Source organism: Aquirufa antheringensis (genome assembly GCF_004307425.1).
GTDB classification, from domain to species: domain Bacteria; phylum Bacteroidota; class Bacteroidia; order Cytophagales; family Spirosomataceae; genus Aquirufa; species Aquirufa antheringensis.
The window spans coordinates 409,979-424,769 of sequence record NZ_SEWZ01000002.1 but is presented as its reverse complement, the minus strand read 5'-3'; the positions used below and the strand labels follow the sequence as shown (position 1 = coordinate 424,769).

Genomic DNA, 14,791 nt, shown 5'->3' with positions numbered 1-14,791 from the left:
AAATATGGTAATTTCGCCCATTAACATAATGAATTGAAACAATTTCAAAAAACGAGCGAGCTTCAAAGTTACCTACATTCCACCGGGAAATCGATTGGATTTGTACCCACGATGGGAGCACTGCATGAAGGACATTTGGCCTTAATGGAGGCATCGAAAAAAGCTTGTGAACTAAGCGTTTGCAGCATTTTCGTCAATCCTACCCAGTTTAACGATCCCAGTGATTTCGATAAATACCCGGTAACGCTCGAAGCAGATCTAGAAAAATTACGAAATGCAGGCTGCGATGCGGTTTTTTATCCCAGCGTTTCCGAAATGTATCCAAACGGAACTGCGGATTTAAAATCATATAATTTAGGCTTTCTAGAGACTATATTAGAGGGGAAATATAGACCTGGGCATTTTCAAGGGGTATGTGTCGTCGTGGATTTATTACTGCAAGCGGTGCAGCCTACAAAGCTCTTTATGGGTGAAAAGGATTACCAGCAAATTGCCGTAGTACAAAAGATGTTAGAACTAACGAATTCATCCGTTGAATTAGTGAAATGTCCTACCGTTCGATCAGCAGAAGGTTTAGCACTAAGCAGCCGAAATGCCCGATTATCTGAGGAACAAAAAATACAGGCTTTGGCCATTTACAAAGGATTCAACCTTTCCTCCGAGTTTGCATTCAAACAATCCCTTCTGGAAAACGGTTTTGAATCCATCGATTACGTGGCTTGCGTGGACCCTACTACCTTACTAGAAAAGCCTTACGGCGAAAAACCCTGTCTTATTTTAGTCGCTGCCTTCATTGGCGGCGTCCGCCTAATAGATAATAAAACATTTTCATGAGCTACTTAAAAGAAGTAAAAAGAATCACCACGACTGGCCTTCAATCCATGAAAGTTCGGGGGAAAAAAATTGCGATGTTAACTTGCTATGATTATACCATGGCGACGCTTTTAGACGCTGCAGGAACAGACGTGCTTTTAGTGGGAGACAGCGCCAGTAATGTAATGGCGGGTCACGAAACAACCTTGCCTATTACGCTAGACCAAATGATTTACCACGCCCAATGCGTCAGCAGAGGAGCAAAAAGAGCGATGGTTTTAGTGGATATGCCTTTTGGTTCTTATCAATCTGACAGTGCTATCGCACTTGCGTCTGCTGTTCGAATTATGAAAGAAACGGGAGCGCACGCGGTGAAATTAGAGGGAGGAGAAGAGGTGTTAGAATCAATTCTGAAAATCACAAAAGCTGGTATTCCCGTTATGGGTCACTTGGGCTTAACTCCCCAAAGTATCCACCAATTTGGATCGTATGGTCTTCAAGGGAAAGGCGAAGAAGCCGCGGAAAAATTGATAAAAGAAGCGCTTATGTTACAAGAAGCTGGTTGCTTTGGGTTAGTAGTAGAAAAAATTCCTGCTGCTTTAGCAGCAAAGGTGAGCGCTGCCTTACAAATTCCCACCATCGGAATTGGAGCAGGAGTAAATTGCGATGGACAGGTTTTAGTGATGCAAGATATGCTAGGAATGAATAACGAATTCAAGCCTAAATTTTTACGTAAATATGCGGATTTAGCCGGAGAAATTACGCGTGCAACAAGCGCCTATGTGCAAGACGTGAAGCAAGCGCAATTTCCTTCAGCAGAAGAATCGTATTAAGCAAGATGGTTTTTCTCGTTTGGAAAAATGACCGTAGGATGCCAAGTTTTAGCCTCCTCAAAGTCCATTAACGCATACGAAATAATGATAACTATGTCGCCTACGACGCCTTTTCTAGCCGCGGGACCATTTAAGCAAATAACGCCAGAGCCTCTTTTGCCTTTGATTAAATAGGTTTCGATGCGTTCGCCATTATTGACATTGACTACTTGGATTTTTTCGTGCTCGATCATATTCGCCGCATCCATTAAATCTTCGTCCATGGTTAAACTGCCTACATAATCTACGTTTGCTTCGGTAATCGTAGCGCGGTGAACTTTGGATTTTAAAATTTGAATCTGGTACATGGTTTTGCGGATTGATTTATTTTCCCCAAAATTACCAAATTATTAACAACCTCGTATGATACTCTGCTTTGACTTTGGAAATACACGCCTAAAATATGCGTTTTTTGATGGCTCTCAGCTGCGCGAAACGGGGTTTGTCGCGGATGTGTCACTGGCAAGTATCGCTGAACTTACGTCTACTCATACCATCAGCTTCATCGCGATTTGTAGTGTGATTGAAATCCCTGATGCGATAATTGATTTTTTGAAGGCAAATTTTCAAGTTCGTTTGATTGCCAAAGAAGACGCGACAGTCCGTTTCTCAGCATATGACGCTTCTACTCTAGGCCTTGATCGCCTCATTTTAGCCGAAGCTTGTCTCGCTGAATTTCCAAGTCAAAATTCTCTTTGTATTTGTTTAGGAACCTGCATCACCTACAATTTAATTTCTTCTGAAGGCGAATTTATAGGGGGCGCGATCAGTCCTGGCTTACAGATGCGCGCTAAAGCAATGGCTGAATTCACAGACAAATTACCGCTTGTTTCACTTAAGCCTGATTTTACACCTTGGGGAACAGACACTGATTCTAATCTAAATGCAGGGGTAATGGCGGGTACATTTTTCGAGATTGATGGATTTATAAAAGAGGCTGAATCCCGTTTCACTAATCTTAACGTGATCTTAACGGGGGGAGACGCTGGGTATTTTGCGGAACGCTACACGGTCAACGAGCATCTTGTTTGGAAGGGATTACTTGTCCTAGTAAAATAGAAAGAGCCCCGCAATTGCGAGGCTCTTTCTATGCTATAAATCAAAGATTACTTGAATCCAATTTTCTCTAAACCCTTGTGGCTGATTACGATCGCCTCTAAAGCCGTTTCGTTAAAACAAGCATCTTGCTCTACGAAATAGTATTGCATTCCCGCTAATTTCTTGTTGTCTAGAATACGTTTGAAATCAATCTTCCCATTTCCTACTGGAGCGAAACGACCTTGATCATCCATATCCTTTACGTGCCAAATTTTGAAACGACCTGGATAGCGTTTGAAATAATCCACTGGATCTGCACCGGCTTTAGTTACCCAGTATAAATCCATTTGGAAGTTAACGTTCTTCGGATTGCAATGCTCTAATAAATACTCGATCGGAACAATTCCGTCCGCATCTTTTTGGAATTCAAAATCATGGTTGTGGTATAATAATTGCAAACCGCCAGCCGTACATTTCTCGCCTAATTTGTCTAAGATTTCTGCCAAATTCTTAGCGCCACCTTTCATCGCTAGTTTCTTGTTTACTGCGTCATACATAAACAAGCCCATTGGGGGAACTGGAACAACAAAGTACTTGAAACCTGCCGCTTTTAAATCAGCGATTTGTTGATCAATATTTTCAAACGTTACTGTTCCTTGGTGAGCAGAAATAGGTGTTAATTTCATTTCATCTAGAAGCGATTTGAAATCCGCTGGAGACAAATTATAGAATTTACCATTGTTGTAACCCGCAGATTCTACGTTTACATAACCTGCTTGTGCTACTTTTTCTAAGGTTGCGCGTGCATCTTTCATCGCATCACGAACCGTGTACAAGGCTAAACCGCCAAAACGCTTGTCAGATTGCACCTCTTTATCAGATGCTTTGAACGAGAATAGGGTCATCGCCGTTAAGGCTAATACCGCTACAATTGATTTCATTTTCATAGTTAACGTAGGATTAAATCATTAAAGACACAATTTAATGTATTTTTTTGATAAAATAGAACCCGGATTCGATTTAACTGAAATTCGCTAAAATCCGACCCCGGTCTTCATTCTCTTTATTGTTCTTGTGATATAACTCCACAAAGACAATTTTGTCCTCCTCGGGGAAATGAGCATAAATCAACCGAAGTCCTGAATTAACCCCTCTACCTTTTAACGATTTACAGGCTATTTTTTTTACCTTAATAATACAAGTTGTAAGACCTAAATCTGAAATTTCGAAACTAAAAGGTGGGCGCTGATTAGGCAATACTCCTAAAACAAGCTTAAGTACTTCCAAATCCTCTAAAAGGGATCGGTATTTCTTTTGTAAGAATTTTAGCTCCTTCTGGAATTCATCTAATTCTAAAAAAATCATGGTGCTTCTGCCTCCTCCCCATAATTTCTAACAGAAAAGGGAGCTTCCCGATAAAAAGCTAATTCATAATTAATTATATCTCCATCTTTCGACGCTAACCAAGGCATATCCTTGTGAGAGTACTCGCTTATAGCGGAAGCAGACCAGTCACTCATTTGCTCGATTACGCGATCCATAACTTCAGCTTCACTTGCTTTCAATACTTTTAAGTCAGCTTTTACTAAGGGCAAATAACGGGTTTGCGGAAAGCCTCGATAAACTGATTTAACGCGCTGTAGCTGTTTTTTTTCAATCATCTGCTGAATAAGGTTATCAAGTTTTTGAGGGACAGGGCCAAAAGGTAATTTACGGTATTGTGCTCCTGTTAAGTGCTCCTCATACAATTCGTAATAATTGAAATCCGAAAAATAAAGTAGTTTATACAGGACTGTTTCTCCTACATTGGGCTTTCCAGCGCAACGCTCTAATAAATAGAGTAACACATTTATAAATTTTTCTACGTGAAGTTTGGGTACGGAAATGCGTTCTTTTTTTTCCAAAAGCGCATTTTCTTCTTCCACAAAATCAGGATTCAAATCAAAATCAGGGGACAAAAATTCATCCAATGAAAAGCCAAGTTGAAGCGAAAGTTTATGCAATTCTAAAACATCAACGCCCCTATTCCCTAATTCAATTTGAGTCAATGAGGATCTAGAAATATGTACTTTCTTGGCTAAATCATCCTGAGACAAGCCTTTCCGCTTCCGAAGCTCTGTTACTCTATAACCGATATCTTTTTTAGTGAGTTTGTCAGGCATTTCGCTATTGTTTAGCACTATGATGAATCAAAGGTAAACAATTGTTTGATAATAAAACTATCAACTGTTTGATAATCAAACTTTCTCGATAAAATAAGAAACTAAGTTCGCCCAGTCTCCTTTGGCATCGTACCAAAGACTTTTTAAGACTATAGATAGCTGCGGATCAGGTGCTGGTTGCGACAAAGATTCTTTGAATGATTTCATCAGAAATTTTCTTTCTTAGCTAGGCAAACGACGTCCGTATCGATCAGTTCTAGTGACAAAACCATGTCCTTTACCGCGTCTTTGTATTTCTTAAAATGGGGCGTTAAAATATGAGACTGATACGCTTCCACACTCGCGTACACTTCAAAAATAATGATGCTCGTCGCGTCTTTTTTATCCGCCACTGCAGTGTACGATAAAACACCTGGTTCCACTTTTATCGCGGTATTCATCTGCTCATTTAAAAGCGATTTATAGACGTCAAGTTGCTTCGCATCGACTTTGATTTTCGCAATGCGGTGCATGCGATTGGAGTCTTGGGCATAGATTTGGCTAGCCATTAGCAGAAATAGAACGAAGAAAATTTGTTTCATTTTAGGTAGGGATATAGGTCGATAAAGATCTTAAACGCAATATAAATCAAAGCTAAAACTTTTCCTCCTAAATGCCGTTAAGCTACTAAACAAACTAAAATGATCAAATCCATTTTTAGCATCCTGATAACCGGAATCTTCCTTTCTGCTTGCAATATGCTTCATTCCACTACTACTATTCAGGCGAACGATGCATTTATACTAGGTAATAATAAACACGGCCGATTTTCTGCTAGTGTGACGAATGTTTCTACTTCGCCGCTAACGGTTTGGCAATATCCAATCGATGGGGGACGTCACTCTCCTTTGACGTTACAACCCGCAGCAAATGTGAAACTTAAAGTAGGGAAAAATACCGCTCTTCGAATTGAAAATTCGTCTGATAAATCGGTGGACGTTAAGCTAGATGTGAAGGGTGATGTAGGGCTTTCGATGGGATATAAAAACTAGTCCAAAGAAATAGCCTATTCACAAACTAATCGACATCTATCGTCCAACGTAACAAAATAAAATATTTTCACTTATTTCGTTTAATTCAGTTATTTCATTTAATTTCGTAAATCAACTTAAACAAATGGAAGCCGAAGCAAGAATAAGTAGACCCACTAAAGAGGAGCAAAGGGTTGCGAAAGAATCCTATGAAGCGCTATCTGCGACTTTGGAATCCCTTCATGCAACAAACCCAGAAATTGAAATTGAAGAAACCTCTGAAAAAATCAGGGTTCCGCTAAAGGCCTTAAAGCTTTTGGCAACAATCCTAAAAGCAACAAGTCAAGGTAAACCCATTTCCATCGTTCCCATAGCAACAGAAATGACTACACAGGCGGCATCCGAATTATTGGGATGCTCAAGACCCCATTTGATTTCATTGCTAGAAAGTGGAGAAATTCCTTTTATCAAAGTAGGAAAGCATCGTCGAATTAAATTCGAAGATATTACGCAATACAAAGCCCACATGTATTCCAAACAACGCGCGCGAATTATCGACATGATGAAAATGGATGAAGACCTCGGGCTGTATGATTCATAGCGTTAAGTTTACCTGCTTTCTGGACACCAACGTCATTTATCCGATCTTGACGCGGGATATCCTCCTGTGGTTTGCCCATTATGAATTATATACGCCCAAATGGAGTCCTGATATTTTTACGGAATGGGCTGATGTTATGAGGCGAAAAAATGTTTCTGAAGAGGATATTGAACTGCGAATCGAAAATGTAAATTTAGCGTTTCCGGGAGCCTTCGTTCACGACTATGAATCTATAACGAAAACATTAAAACTCCCCGATTTAGACGAATATCAGGTATTAGATATTTGTCGAAAAAATGGATTAAAAGATACTGCAGATTACCTGCATGCATTATTATAAAACGCTATTTCCCATACTCCTCCAACTCAATCGTATCATCTGTCGAAGACTTGTTTTTATTAGAAAATAGCTCCCCGATTTTTATCACGAACTTACTCGAAATCACGTTGAGAATCGTGTTCAAGAAGAATATCCCGAGCTTCGTTTTAGGGTGAGCCAGTCTAGGAACACCCGGAGGAAGTTTTTGGATTTCCGTCACATAAGGCCTGAACGCTTTGTCGTAAGCGGCAAAGGCATCGCTATGATCGTCATGGCGAGATAATTCCCCCGCTAATATATACGCACCCACCACCGACAAACTAACGCCCATTCCAGTTAATGGGGAGGGACAAAAGGCAGCGTCGCCAGTCATGGCACAACGGCCTTCGGACCAACGGGGTGCGAAAACCTGGCTGATGGCGTCAAAATAAACGTCCGCATTGTTATCTAATTCCGCTAATACCCGTTTAGCTTCCCAACCAGCATCCGCAAATTTTTCCTGCAACAAGGCTTTTTGCTCCTCTTGTGACAGTTTTTCGTAACCCTTGGGTTCCGACATAAACGAAAAAGACGCACGTGTGGTGCCTTCGTTGTCAGGGCGCATGAAGATCACGCGGGCGTCAGTCGCATTATACCAGCGAGCCCATCGACTATCAGTAGCTGTTCTGGGAATCGTAAAATAGGAAACATAAAGACCCACCGGTTTTACGACAGGCTCATCGCCAAAAATCAAACTCCGCGTCCGCGAACGAATCCCATCCGCACAAATAACTAAATCAAAATCACGGATTTCACCGTTTTGAAAAGTGACTTTTACCCCATCTTGATGTTCATCGAGCGCGATAATTTGATTGCCAAAAAGATACTCGACATTTTCCTTCGTATGCTCGTATAAAATCTTCACTAAGTCCCCACGAAGAATTTCTAATTCACTCGTTCCCAAATTGGATTCGCCTTTCGGTAAAGCGGCCTTGGTGACATTATTTTTATCAACAAATAAAACCCCTAATTCCCCCGTATCCGCTGCTCGAATCTCCTCTTCGATGCCCATCCATTGGGCAATTTTTTGGGCGGCTCCCTTGATGTCGACGTTTTGCCCCCCTAAACGTAATGATTCCGCGCGCTCTACAATCGTGACTTCAAAACCATATCGGTGTAACCAAAAAGCGAGGGTTGGGCCAGCGATGCTTGCGCCTGAGATGAGTATTTTTTTTGCCTTCATATTAATTCTTACCCTGCAATGACAATCAATAGCTCGTCGCGTAGGTATATCGCTCAGCACTTATCAAGAGCTTTCGGGAAATTGCCGGTATATTTTAGTTAGCTATTGCTTGGCCAAATGTAAGCAAATTATGATCCGGACCTGAGAGAGCTTAACTTAATAAGGACTTCGGAATCCGAATCTTTCAGCACAAGAAAAGGTTTCACACCTGTTGCTTTTATATCATTTCCTTTCATCGCAAAAGCTTCTTGTTTATAATCTGCGATGAATATCTCTGTACGAGCAGGTAAGGAATAAGTCTTGGTTTCAGCCGGATTTAGATTACTAACGCGGGTTTGTATTTTACCATCTGGAGTATAAATAATTAACGAGAGATGATACACATCTTTGTAGTCATTAGAAAAATTAATGTTCACATTGTCCTCAGCTTTTGCAGAAAATAACATCAAGAAAAGACTAAGGATAAAGGCTACTTTTTTCATAATGGATTGACTAAAAAACAGATTTGATTACATCTCTAAAAATCAAGAAAAGATAGACTAAAACGCCCACGATAACCTCGTTTCGATACTTACTAAAGAATTTTTTCATCCAAGTGAAATTAGTAAGTCAAATTAAAGGATAAACCATTACATATCCATGACTCATATTATTTATCTTGTCATTCTAAACCTCTCAAACCTATGAAAAAGCTATTTTTTGCCATTCTAACCTGTTTGGCTTTCAACGCCATCGCACAAGATGGAACGATTTATCCGTTGGAAGCACCTAAAGAACCTAATGCGATTCCTTTAAATACCGGTTCTGTGAAGGACCAGCCGGCGCCGGAGACGTGGTTTCGCCAGTGGGGCGATCCGATGGCGCGGAATATTTCCCAAGCTACTTTAACGCCTTTCTTCCCTGAAAAGGGCAAGGCAAATGGGGCTGCTGTTATTGTGGCGCCAGGTGGGGGCTACCGTTGGCTTTCGATGGGAAATGAGGGCTGGGAAGTGGCTGAGGCTTTGGCCAAAAAAGGAATAACCGCTTTCGTTCTAAAATACCGTCTATTCCCAACACCAGAAAAATTAGATGATTTTACCGTCTGGATGAATCGCCCGCGTCCGGCACCTCAAAAGACAGACAGCACGGCTAAGAATACCAATCCAATGGCGCAAATGGACCTATCGAATCAATTAACTGACGCAGAAGCAGCCTATGCGATGATCATCAAAAATGCCACCGCCTGGGGCATAGATACGAAGCGAATTGGTATGATTGGATTTTCTGCTGGCGCTGGTTTAACGATGCACGCAACCCTTAATTCGAAAACGATGAAACTTGCCTTTATTGGACCGATTTACGGCGGAATGGGGCCGGTAAAAGTGCCTGCAAACGCACCTCCGATGTTTAATGCGATTGCCTCAGATGACTTCTTATTTAACTCCCAGTTTGGGGTGATTGAATCATGGTTCAAAGCTGGCAGACCGGTGGAGTTTCACTTATACCAAAACGGGGGTCATGGTTTTGGTTTAGGCAACCCGAACAGAACAAGTAACAAATGGTTTGACGCGTTTATGCACTGGTTAGATGTGAATAAATTCTTAGCGGCGAAATAACTGGCACGATATCATATTAACCGAAGACCATTTTCATAGCAATACGCATGAAGTTTTGGGACTTAAAAGTGGCCAAGCGCGCTTAAAGCTAGGTGGTGAAAAGGGAGAAATTGTTACCGTGGAAAAAGGGGACGTGATCATCTTGCCCGCAGGTGTTGGGCATTATTCGGTGGACAATTCGATAGAATATCAATTTGTAGGAGGCTATCCGAATGGCGCAGAATGGAACCTGAAGTTTAGTTTGAAAAAGGAAGATCGTTCATCTGTTTTGGCAGAAATCGCAAGTATTCCACTTCCAGAAAAAGATCCTGTGTTTGGAGATAATGGACCAGTATTTGAGTATTGGAAATGACAATTACCCTAATTTTATTAGTTTAAAATTAGTTCGTTGTCAAAGGTAATCCTGCAAACCAAGTAACAAAATTGCGCCAAAACGGATAATAAAGTATATCAAAAATAACCATTCCGTGTGCAATCACATAAAGGGCTAATACCAAAGGAAACACCCAGCGAGCACTCGCTTGTTTTCGTTCGAGATAAATTAAATAAATGATTACCGCGTAAACGGTTAGTATTGTTGCTACATAAGCCATCATTGGATCACTAATCACTCGTAACGTAAAGCGAATAAATGCGGGTTCTATGAATGCCAAACCGGTCACAATCATTCCCCTAGCGTGTAACTGATAATCCTTTACATACTTTATCGCGATAAAAAAGGCAACAGCCAAAATCACTAAATCCTTAACCGAATTGAACGTCCCCACTAAATGATCATCCGTTAATTGCCCCTGATGTGGCAACCGAGAATGAGTCAATAAAATGATGGAAATAAAGATGAGGGGAATAAGCAGGTAACTTCCTTTGCCCAGCAAGCGATGGATGTCTAAGCGCTTTTTCCGGATTAAAATGGGCTGAACGATAAGCAAGCTCATCCAAAGAATGAGCACACCAGCATGGAAGTGAAAATAGAAGGAAAAATCAGCTGTTCCGTTGAAAAATTTGGCAAAATACGAAGGCCAAAAACCCAGTAAAACCAGAAGGACTAATCCGAAAAAGTAATATCCCGATAAGTCAAAACGTAATTTAGCTGCCTTGGTTTTTATACTCATAGTTTGAATTTAAGAATAAGCAAAAGAACTATTCAAATAAGCGCCTGAAATGTGTTCCCAAAAGGGAAAAGGGAACAAAAAAGAATTCCTGAAATTAGATTTAAATCGGTAGCCTTGGAGGTCTTTCCTGTTTATTTATCTAATTTGCCAATATTAAACCTATTTACATGAAACATATATTAATTGGATTGCTCATGTGCGTGAGCTTTTCACAAATTTTAGCGCAAACCAATAAGCGTCCGAACATCATCTTCATCATGTCGGACGACCATGCTTATCAGGCCATTTCGGCATATGACCAACGCTTAATTTCGACTCCTAACATAGACCGCATTGCAAAAAAAGGTATCCTGTTTACGAATGCCAGTGTGACTAATTCCATCTGTGCGCCCAGTCGGGCCACGATCCTAACCGGTAAGCATTCACACCTAAATGGTAAGGTCGACAATCACTTTAAATTCGATACAACGAACATTACCTTCCCGCAGATTTTGCAGGCAAACGGATACCAAACGGCGATGTTTGGGAAACTACATTTTGGAAATAGCCCAAAGGGCTTTGATCAGTTCAAAATCTTACCTGACCAAGGCAATTATTATAATCCTGATTTCATCACAAAAAAGGAGGGAAATATCAAAGTCAATGGCTATGTGACGGATATAATTACCGACATGACTTTGGACTGGTTGAAGCAGGAGCGAACTCCTGAAAAACCTTTTATGTTGATGTATTTACACAAGGCTCCACATCGTTCCTGGTTGATGGCAGAGCGGCATTTGGATGAAATGACGCAGAAAACATCCCCGGAACCCAAGACGCTTTTCGATGATTATTCCGGTCGGACATCTCCCGCCAAAGAAGCAGAAATGAATATCCTAACTAGTATGAGCTGGGCCGGGGATAACAAAATTTATCCGGCTACAATGGACTCATTGAAAATCCCCGAAATCGGTTTTGATAAACAACGCTTTAAAATGGAAATGGGCCGATTAAATCCGAGCCAAAAAGCGAATTTTGACCGCGTTTACGATCGGATTAATGCGGAATTCATCAAGGCCTATCCGAGCATGACGGAGCAAGATAAAATGCGCTGGAAATTTCAACGCTACATGCAAGATTATTTAGGAACCTTACGATCAGTAGATGAGAACGTAGGCCGTTTATTGGATTATTTGGAAGCGAATAACTTGATGGAAAATACAATTATTGTGTATACTTCCGACCAAGGATTTTACTTAGGCGAGCACGGTTGGTTCGATAAGCGCTTCATCTATGATGAATCCTTTAAGACTCCGCTGATGGTGTCGTGGCCAAGCCAAATTAAAGCCGGTCAAAAATCAAATGCCTTAGTTCAAAACCTCGATTTTGCCCAAACCTTTTTGGATGCGGCAGGCATTCCTGCGCCTAAAGATATGCAAGGCCAAAGTCTAATCCCGCTGATGACGGGTAAATCTTGGAAGCGCGATGCAGTATATTACCACTATTATGAATACCCAGCAGAACACATGGTGAATCGACATTATGCCATCGTGACTAAGAAATATAAGTTAATTCATTACTATTTTTCTACGGATGCTTGGGAGCTTATTGACCGCGAGAAGGACCCTTTGGAATTAAAGAATGTCTACAATGATCCGGCGTATGCTTCGATCCGAAAGACGTTGCATAAGCAATTAGACGCATTACGACTGAAATACAAGGACAATAGCACCATCAGCAACGGCTACATAGATCGCTTTTTGAATGATGCTGTAGAAGGAAAAGTATTCGGTGTGCCAAAACAAAAGGCGGCGGAGATGAAGGCCAAAAGAAAATGAGTCGGTATTCTATTACCCTTTATTTATTAGTCATCACACTGTCTGTTTTCAGTCAGGCTAAAATCCCTATATGCCACGTTTCCACACCCAATCGGCTGAAGCAAATTAAATCGATTCGTCCCAAACCTACGTTGAAATCCCATGCTGGGATGAAGCGTATTCCGGCAGGCATATTTTCCATGGGCGCACACGATACGCAGGGTCGTGCAGACGAATACCCGGTTCATCAAGTGCGTGTTAAGGCCTTTTGGATGGATGAAACGGAGGTAAGCAATGCGGCGTTTGCAGCATTTGTTAAATCGACAGGCTACATAACCACGGCTGAAAAGGCGATTGATTGGGAGGAGTTGTCAAAGCAAGTTCCAAAGGGAACGCCTAAACCGGCAGATTCACTGTTGGCGCCCAGTTCTTTGGTATTCGTTCCCACGACAGGCCCAGTCGATTTAACCGACTATTCCCAATGGTGGGCGTTTAAACGAGGGGCCGACTGGCGACATCCCACGGGTCCAGGCTCAACAATTCAAGGACGAGAAAATCATCCCGTCGTTCATGTTTCATGGGATGATGCAGCCGCCTATGCCCGTTGGGCCGGCAAAAGATTACCCACAGAAGCAGAATGGGAATGGGCCAGCCGTGGGGGATTAAAAAATAAGATTTACCCCTGGGGGGACGTGTCGGTGAATTCCGCCCCGTATAAAGCGAATAGTTTCCAAGGGCATTTCCCCTATGAGGATCAAGCATTAGACGGGTATAAAACGACCACTGCTCCGGTTAAATCTTTCCCTGCAAATGGCTATGGATTATATGATACCGCTGGAAATGTATGGGAATGGTGCGCGGATTGGTACCACGCCGCTTATTACAAAAAAAGTCCGATTCTAAACCCAAAAGGCCCTTCCTCAAGTCATGATCCGGATGAACCCGGTGTTGCCAAACGTGTCATGCGCGGCGGTTCATTTTTATGCAATGATGGGTATTGTTCTAGTTACCGGTGCTCCGCACGAATGAAGTCAAGCCCAGACTCAGGCTTGCAGCATACCGGTTTTCGTTGTGTGATGGACTAATGTAATTAATAACAAACTACGTTAATTTCTCTTACTGGAATTAGAAAAATGGATTGAAGATTTCAATAAATATCAATCCAAAAACAATAGCGAGGTTTACAATTAAGACCATTTTTTGCCAAGTAGGCCTGTCACTCCATTTTTGTTCTGGATTGAATGGGTCAAATGCTAAACCTATACCAAGCGATGCCGCTGCTTGCATATAATCTTTAGAGAAAAGGGCTTGAAATAATCCTAATAGTAAAAAACCGATGTAGAGGAACTTGTTAAATGATGTTTTCATGGAGCTATCGTTTAATTTATCCCAAAATTAAGCGCCAGAATTCAATCAAAATTGTACTTTTAGGACACTATTTAATTTCCCAAATAATCTTATCACCATCCACTTTACTAGTCGATTTGAAAAAATCTTTAGGATTATGATGGGTGATTTTTCTAAACTCTTTAATGAAATAGGACTGGTCATAATACCCTCCCTCATAAGTAATATCCGTTAAATTCTTCCATTCAGTACTATTCAACTTGTTCGTTAAAGAGCTTCTAAATCGAAAAATTCTACGGTATTCAACGGGACTACAACCCATATGTTTTTGGAAATACCTTTGAAAGGTTTTAGCATTCAGTCCTACTTTACTTGCGATGGTGGATATAGCCATTTTTTCATCGCTATTTTCTAACCATTTCAGCGCCGTTTCAACGGTAGAAAACTCAGGATGATCACCAAATTGAGAAAGCAAAAATGATTCTATTTTGTTAATATCATCATCCCCACAAAATAAAGTTTCGCCAAACTTTCTCCACACATCATTCACTAATTCCTGTGAAAAATGAGGCGCCAAGGAAAGATAATTGTCCTTAAAAAATCGGTTTATTCCTAAAGGCTTAAAGATGACAGAAATCTCTCGTAATTGTCCCTTATATTCTAAGAAAACGGGAGTCGTATACTTACCAAGTATTTCAATATGTACGCTATCCGTCCTATTTTCTGAAACATGAAGAGTCCAATCTTGCCTTTGAACCGACGCCCCTTTCATAAAAGAAAGGCCCGTGTTAAAATGCGGGAACGCTAAATAACTAAAAGAAGAGTTCGATTTGCCCTCGTAAAAATAGAAGCATTCTACGTACTTTCTCAAAATGGGAGAAGTAGGTTCAATGGTTTTTATCAC

At 41.1% G+C, this 14,791-nt stretch carries 19 protein-coding genes; 10 read left to right on the top strand and 9 right to left on the bottom strand.

Going from position 1 to position 14,791, the window contains the following annotated elements; all coding sequences use genetic code 11:
* Positions 1-33: 33 nt before the first annotated feature.
* On the top strand, positions 34-834 hold the full coding sequence (gene panC / locus EWU21_RS04765) for a pantoate--beta-alanine ligase (RefSeq protein WP_130895664.1): 801 nt from the start codon (positions 34-36) through the stop codon (positions 832-834).
* Positions 831-1,646 carry a 3-methyl-2-oxobutanoate hydroxymethyltransferase gene (gene panB / locus EWU21_RS04760; RefSeq protein WP_130895663.1) on the top strand — a complete coding sequence of 272 codons (816 nt, stop codon included), beginning with the start codon at positions 831-833 and terminating at the stop codon, positions 1,644-1,646. The genes panC and panB overlap by 4 nt, the downstream gene beginning before the upstream one ends.
* Here panB and panD read toward each other — a convergent pair.
* Complete coding sequence (gene panD / locus EWU21_RS04755) at positions 1,643-1,993, bottom strand: aspartate 1-decarboxylase (RefSeq protein WP_130895662.1); 351 nt, start codon at positions 1,991-1,993, stop codon at positions 1,643-1,645. The genes panB and panD overlap by 4 nt on opposite strands.
* A gap of 55 nt (positions 1,994-2,048) precedes the next feature.
* Between panD and EWU21_RS04750 the strand changes: the two genes are divergently transcribed.
* Positions 2,049-2,744 (top strand): type III pantothenate kinase, encoded by a 696-nt coding sequence (locus tag EWU21_RS04750; RefSeq protein ID WP_130895661.1) that lies wholly within the window; start codon positions 2,049-2,051, stop codon positions 2,742-2,744.
* Positions 2,745-2,791: 47 nt separating this feature from the next.
* Here the strand turns inward: EWU21_RS04750 and EWU21_RS04745 are convergent, their stop codons facing one another.
* From EWU21_RS04745 to EWU21_RS04730, 3 genes are all read right to left on the bottom strand, one after another.
* Positions 2,792-3,664: a sugar phosphate isomerase/epimerase family protein gene (locus EWU21_RS04745; RefSeq protein ID WP_130895660.1), complete on the bottom strand. Its 873-nt coding sequence runs from the start codon at positions 3,662-3,664 to the stop codon at positions 2,792-2,794.
* 420 nt (positions 3,665-4,084) lie between these two features.
* Positions 4,085-4,885, bottom strand: a complete 801-nt coding sequence (locus EWU21_RS04735; protein WP_130895658.1) for a type II toxin-antitoxin system antitoxin SocA domain-containing protein — start codon at positions 4,883-4,885, stop codon at positions 4,085-4,087.
* Positions 4,886-5,091: 206 nt separating this feature from the next.
* Complete coding sequence (locus EWU21_RS04730; protein WP_201738089.1) at positions 5,092-5,466, bottom strand: putative quinol monooxygenase; 375 nt, start codon at positions 5,464-5,466, stop codon at positions 5,092-5,094.
* 99 nt (positions 5,467-5,565) lie between these two features.
* Between EWU21_RS04730 and EWU21_RS04725 the strand changes: the two genes are divergently transcribed.
* The 3 genes from EWU21_RS04725 (at position 5,566) to EWU21_RS04715 (ending at position 6,836) form a co-directional block, all read left to right on the top strand.
* Entirely contained in the window at positions 5,566-5,916 is a 351-nt protein-coding gene (locus EWU21_RS04725) for a hypothetical protein (RefSeq protein ID WP_130895657.1), read from the top strand.
* Positions 5,917-6,040: 124 nt separating this feature from the next.
* Positions 6,041-6,496 carry a helix-turn-helix domain-containing protein gene (locus tag EWU21_RS04720; RefSeq protein WP_130895656.1) on the top strand — a complete coding sequence of 152 codons (456 nt, stop codon included), beginning with the start codon at positions 6,041-6,043 and terminating at the stop codon, positions 6,494-6,496.
* On the top strand, positions 6,486-6,836 hold the full coding sequence (locus tag EWU21_RS04715; protein ID WP_130895655.1) for a PIN domain-containing protein: 351 nt from the start codon (positions 6,486-6,488) through the stop codon (positions 6,834-6,836). Before EWU21_RS04720 ends, EWU21_RS04715 begins: the two co-directional genes overlap by 11 nt.
* 4 nt (positions 6,837-6,840) lie before the next feature.
* On the opposite strand, the gene EWU21_RS04710 is transcribed toward EWU21_RS04715, so the two are convergent.
* Together EWU21_RS04710 and EWU21_RS04705 are read right to left on the bottom strand one after the other, a co-directional pair.
* Positions 6,841-8,037 (bottom strand): FAD-dependent monooxygenase, encoded by a 1,197-nt coding sequence (locus EWU21_RS04710; RefSeq protein WP_130895654.1) that lies wholly within the window; start codon positions 8,035-8,037, stop codon positions 6,841-6,843.
* A 128-nt stretch (positions 8,038-8,165) separates the two neighbouring features.
* A complete protein-coding gene (locus tag EWU21_RS04705; RefSeq protein WP_130895653.1) occupies positions 8,166-8,519 on the bottom strand; it encodes a hypothetical protein in 354 nt (117 codons plus the stop codon).
* Positions 8,520-8,720: 201 nt separating this feature from the next.
* Here EWU21_RS04705 and EWU21_RS04700 point away from each other — a divergent pair, with 201 nt between their 5' ends.
* A complete protein-coding gene (locus EWU21_RS04700) occupies positions 8,721-9,632 on the top strand; it encodes an alpha/beta hydrolase (protein ID WP_130895652.1) in 912 nt (303 codons plus the stop codon).
* Positions 9,633-9,642: 10 nt separating this feature from the next.
* Positions 9,643-9,984 carry a cupin domain-containing protein gene (locus EWU21_RS04695; protein ID WP_130895651.1) on the top strand — a complete coding sequence of 114 codons (342 nt, stop codon included), beginning with the start codon at positions 9,643-9,645 and terminating at the stop codon, positions 9,982-9,984.
* 28 nt (positions 9,985-10,012) lie between these two features.
* Here the strand turns inward: EWU21_RS04695 and EWU21_RS04690 are convergent, their stop codons facing one another.
* A complete protein-coding gene (locus tag EWU21_RS04690; protein WP_130895650.1) occupies positions 10,013-10,744 on the bottom strand; it encodes a hypothetical protein in 732 nt (243 codons plus the stop codon).
* A 167-nt stretch (positions 10,745-10,911) separates the two neighbouring features.
* Here EWU21_RS04690 and EWU21_RS04685 point away from each other — a divergent pair, with 167 nt between their 5' ends.
* Together EWU21_RS04685 and EWU21_RS04680 are read left to right on the top strand one after the other, a co-directional pair.
* Complete coding sequence (locus tag EWU21_RS04685) at positions 10,912-12,561, top strand: sulfatase family protein (protein ID WP_130895649.1); 1,650 nt, start codon at positions 10,912-10,914, stop codon at positions 12,559-12,561.
* A complete protein-coding gene (locus tag EWU21_RS04680) occupies positions 12,558-13,625 on the top strand; it encodes a formylglycine-generating enzyme family protein (protein WP_130895648.1) in 1,068 nt (355 codons plus the stop codon). The genes EWU21_RS04685 and EWU21_RS04680 overlap by 4 nt, the downstream gene beginning before the upstream one ends.
* Positions 13,626-13,665: 40 nt before the next feature.
* On the opposite strand, the gene EWU21_RS04675 is transcribed toward EWU21_RS04680, so the two are convergent.
* Together EWU21_RS04675 and EWU21_RS04670 are read right to left on the bottom strand one after the other, a co-directional pair.
* Positions 13,666-13,908 (bottom strand): hypothetical protein, encoded by a 243-nt coding sequence (locus EWU21_RS04675; protein ID WP_130895647.1) that lies wholly within the window; start codon positions 13,906-13,908, stop codon positions 13,666-13,668.
* 67 nt (positions 13,909-13,975) lie between these two features.
* Complete coding sequence (locus EWU21_RS04670; RefSeq protein WP_317127219.1) at positions 13,976-14,791, bottom strand: helix-turn-helix domain-containing protein; 816 nt, start codon at positions 14,789-14,791, stop codon at positions 13,976-13,978.

What these genes read in the sequence shown, in the direction of transcription:
- panB (WP_130895663.1), top strand. Translation starts at nt 831, where the DNA reads ATGAGCTACTTAAAAGAAGTAAAAAGAATCACCACGACTGGCCTTCAA.
- panD (WP_130895662.1), bottom strand. Translation starts at nt 1,993, where the DNA reads ATGTACCAGATTCAAATTTTAAAATCCAAAGTTCACCGCGCTACGATT.
- EWU21_RS04750 (WP_130895661.1), top strand. Translation starts at nt 2,049, where the DNA reads ATGATACTCTGCTTTGACTTTGGAAATACACGCCTAAAATATGCGTTT.
- EWU21_RS04745 (WP_130895660.1), bottom strand. Translation starts at nt 3,664, where the DNA reads ATGAAATCAATTGTAGCGGTATTAGCCTTAACGGCGATGACCCTATTC.
- EWU21_RS04735 (WP_130895658.1), bottom strand. Translation starts at nt 4,885, where the DNA reads ATGCCTGACAAACTCACTAAAAAAGATATCGGTTATAGAGTAACAGAG.
- EWU21_RS04730 (WP_201738089.1), bottom strand. Translation starts at nt 5,466, where the DNA reads ATGAAACAAATTTTCTTCGTTCTATTTCTGCTAATGGCTAGCCAAATC.
- EWU21_RS04725 (WP_130895657.1), top strand. Translation starts at nt 5,566, where the DNA reads ATGATCAAATCCATTTTTAGCATCCTGATAACCGGAATCTTCCTTTCT.
- EWU21_RS04720 (WP_130895656.1), top strand. Translation starts at nt 6,041, where the DNA reads ATGGAAGCCGAAGCAAGAATAAGTAGACCCACTAAAGAGGAGCAAAGG.
- EWU21_RS04715 (WP_130895655.1), top strand. Translation starts at nt 6,486, where the DNA reads ATGATTCATAGCGTTAAGTTTACCTGCTTTCTGGACACCAACGTCATT.
- EWU21_RS04710 (WP_130895654.1), bottom strand. Translation starts at nt 8,037, where the DNA reads ATGAAGGCAAAAAAAATACTCATCTCAGGCGCAAGCATCGCTGGCCCA.
- EWU21_RS04705 (WP_130895653.1), bottom strand. Translation starts at nt 8,519, where the DNA reads ATGAAAAAAGTAGCCTTTATCCTTAGTCTTTTCTTGATGTTATTTTCT.
- EWU21_RS04700 (WP_130895652.1), top strand. Translation starts at nt 8,721, where the DNA reads ATGAAAAAGCTATTTTTTGCCATTCTAACCTGTTTGGCTTTCAACGCC.
- EWU21_RS04690 (WP_130895650.1), bottom strand. Translation starts at nt 10,744, where the DNA reads ATGAGTATAAAAACCAAGGCAGCTAAATTACGTTTTGACTTATCGGGA.
- EWU21_RS04685 (WP_130895649.1), top strand. Translation starts at nt 10,912, where the DNA reads ATGAAACATATATTAATTGGATTGCTCATGTGCGTGAGCTTTTCACAA.
- EWU21_RS04680 (WP_130895648.1), top strand. Translation starts at nt 12,558, where the DNA reads ATGAGTCGGTATTCTATTACCCTTTATTTATTAGTCATCACACTGTCT.
- EWU21_RS04675 (WP_130895647.1), bottom strand. Translation starts at nt 13,908, where the DNA reads ATGAAAACATCATTTAACAAGTTCCTCTACATCGGTTTTTTACTATTA.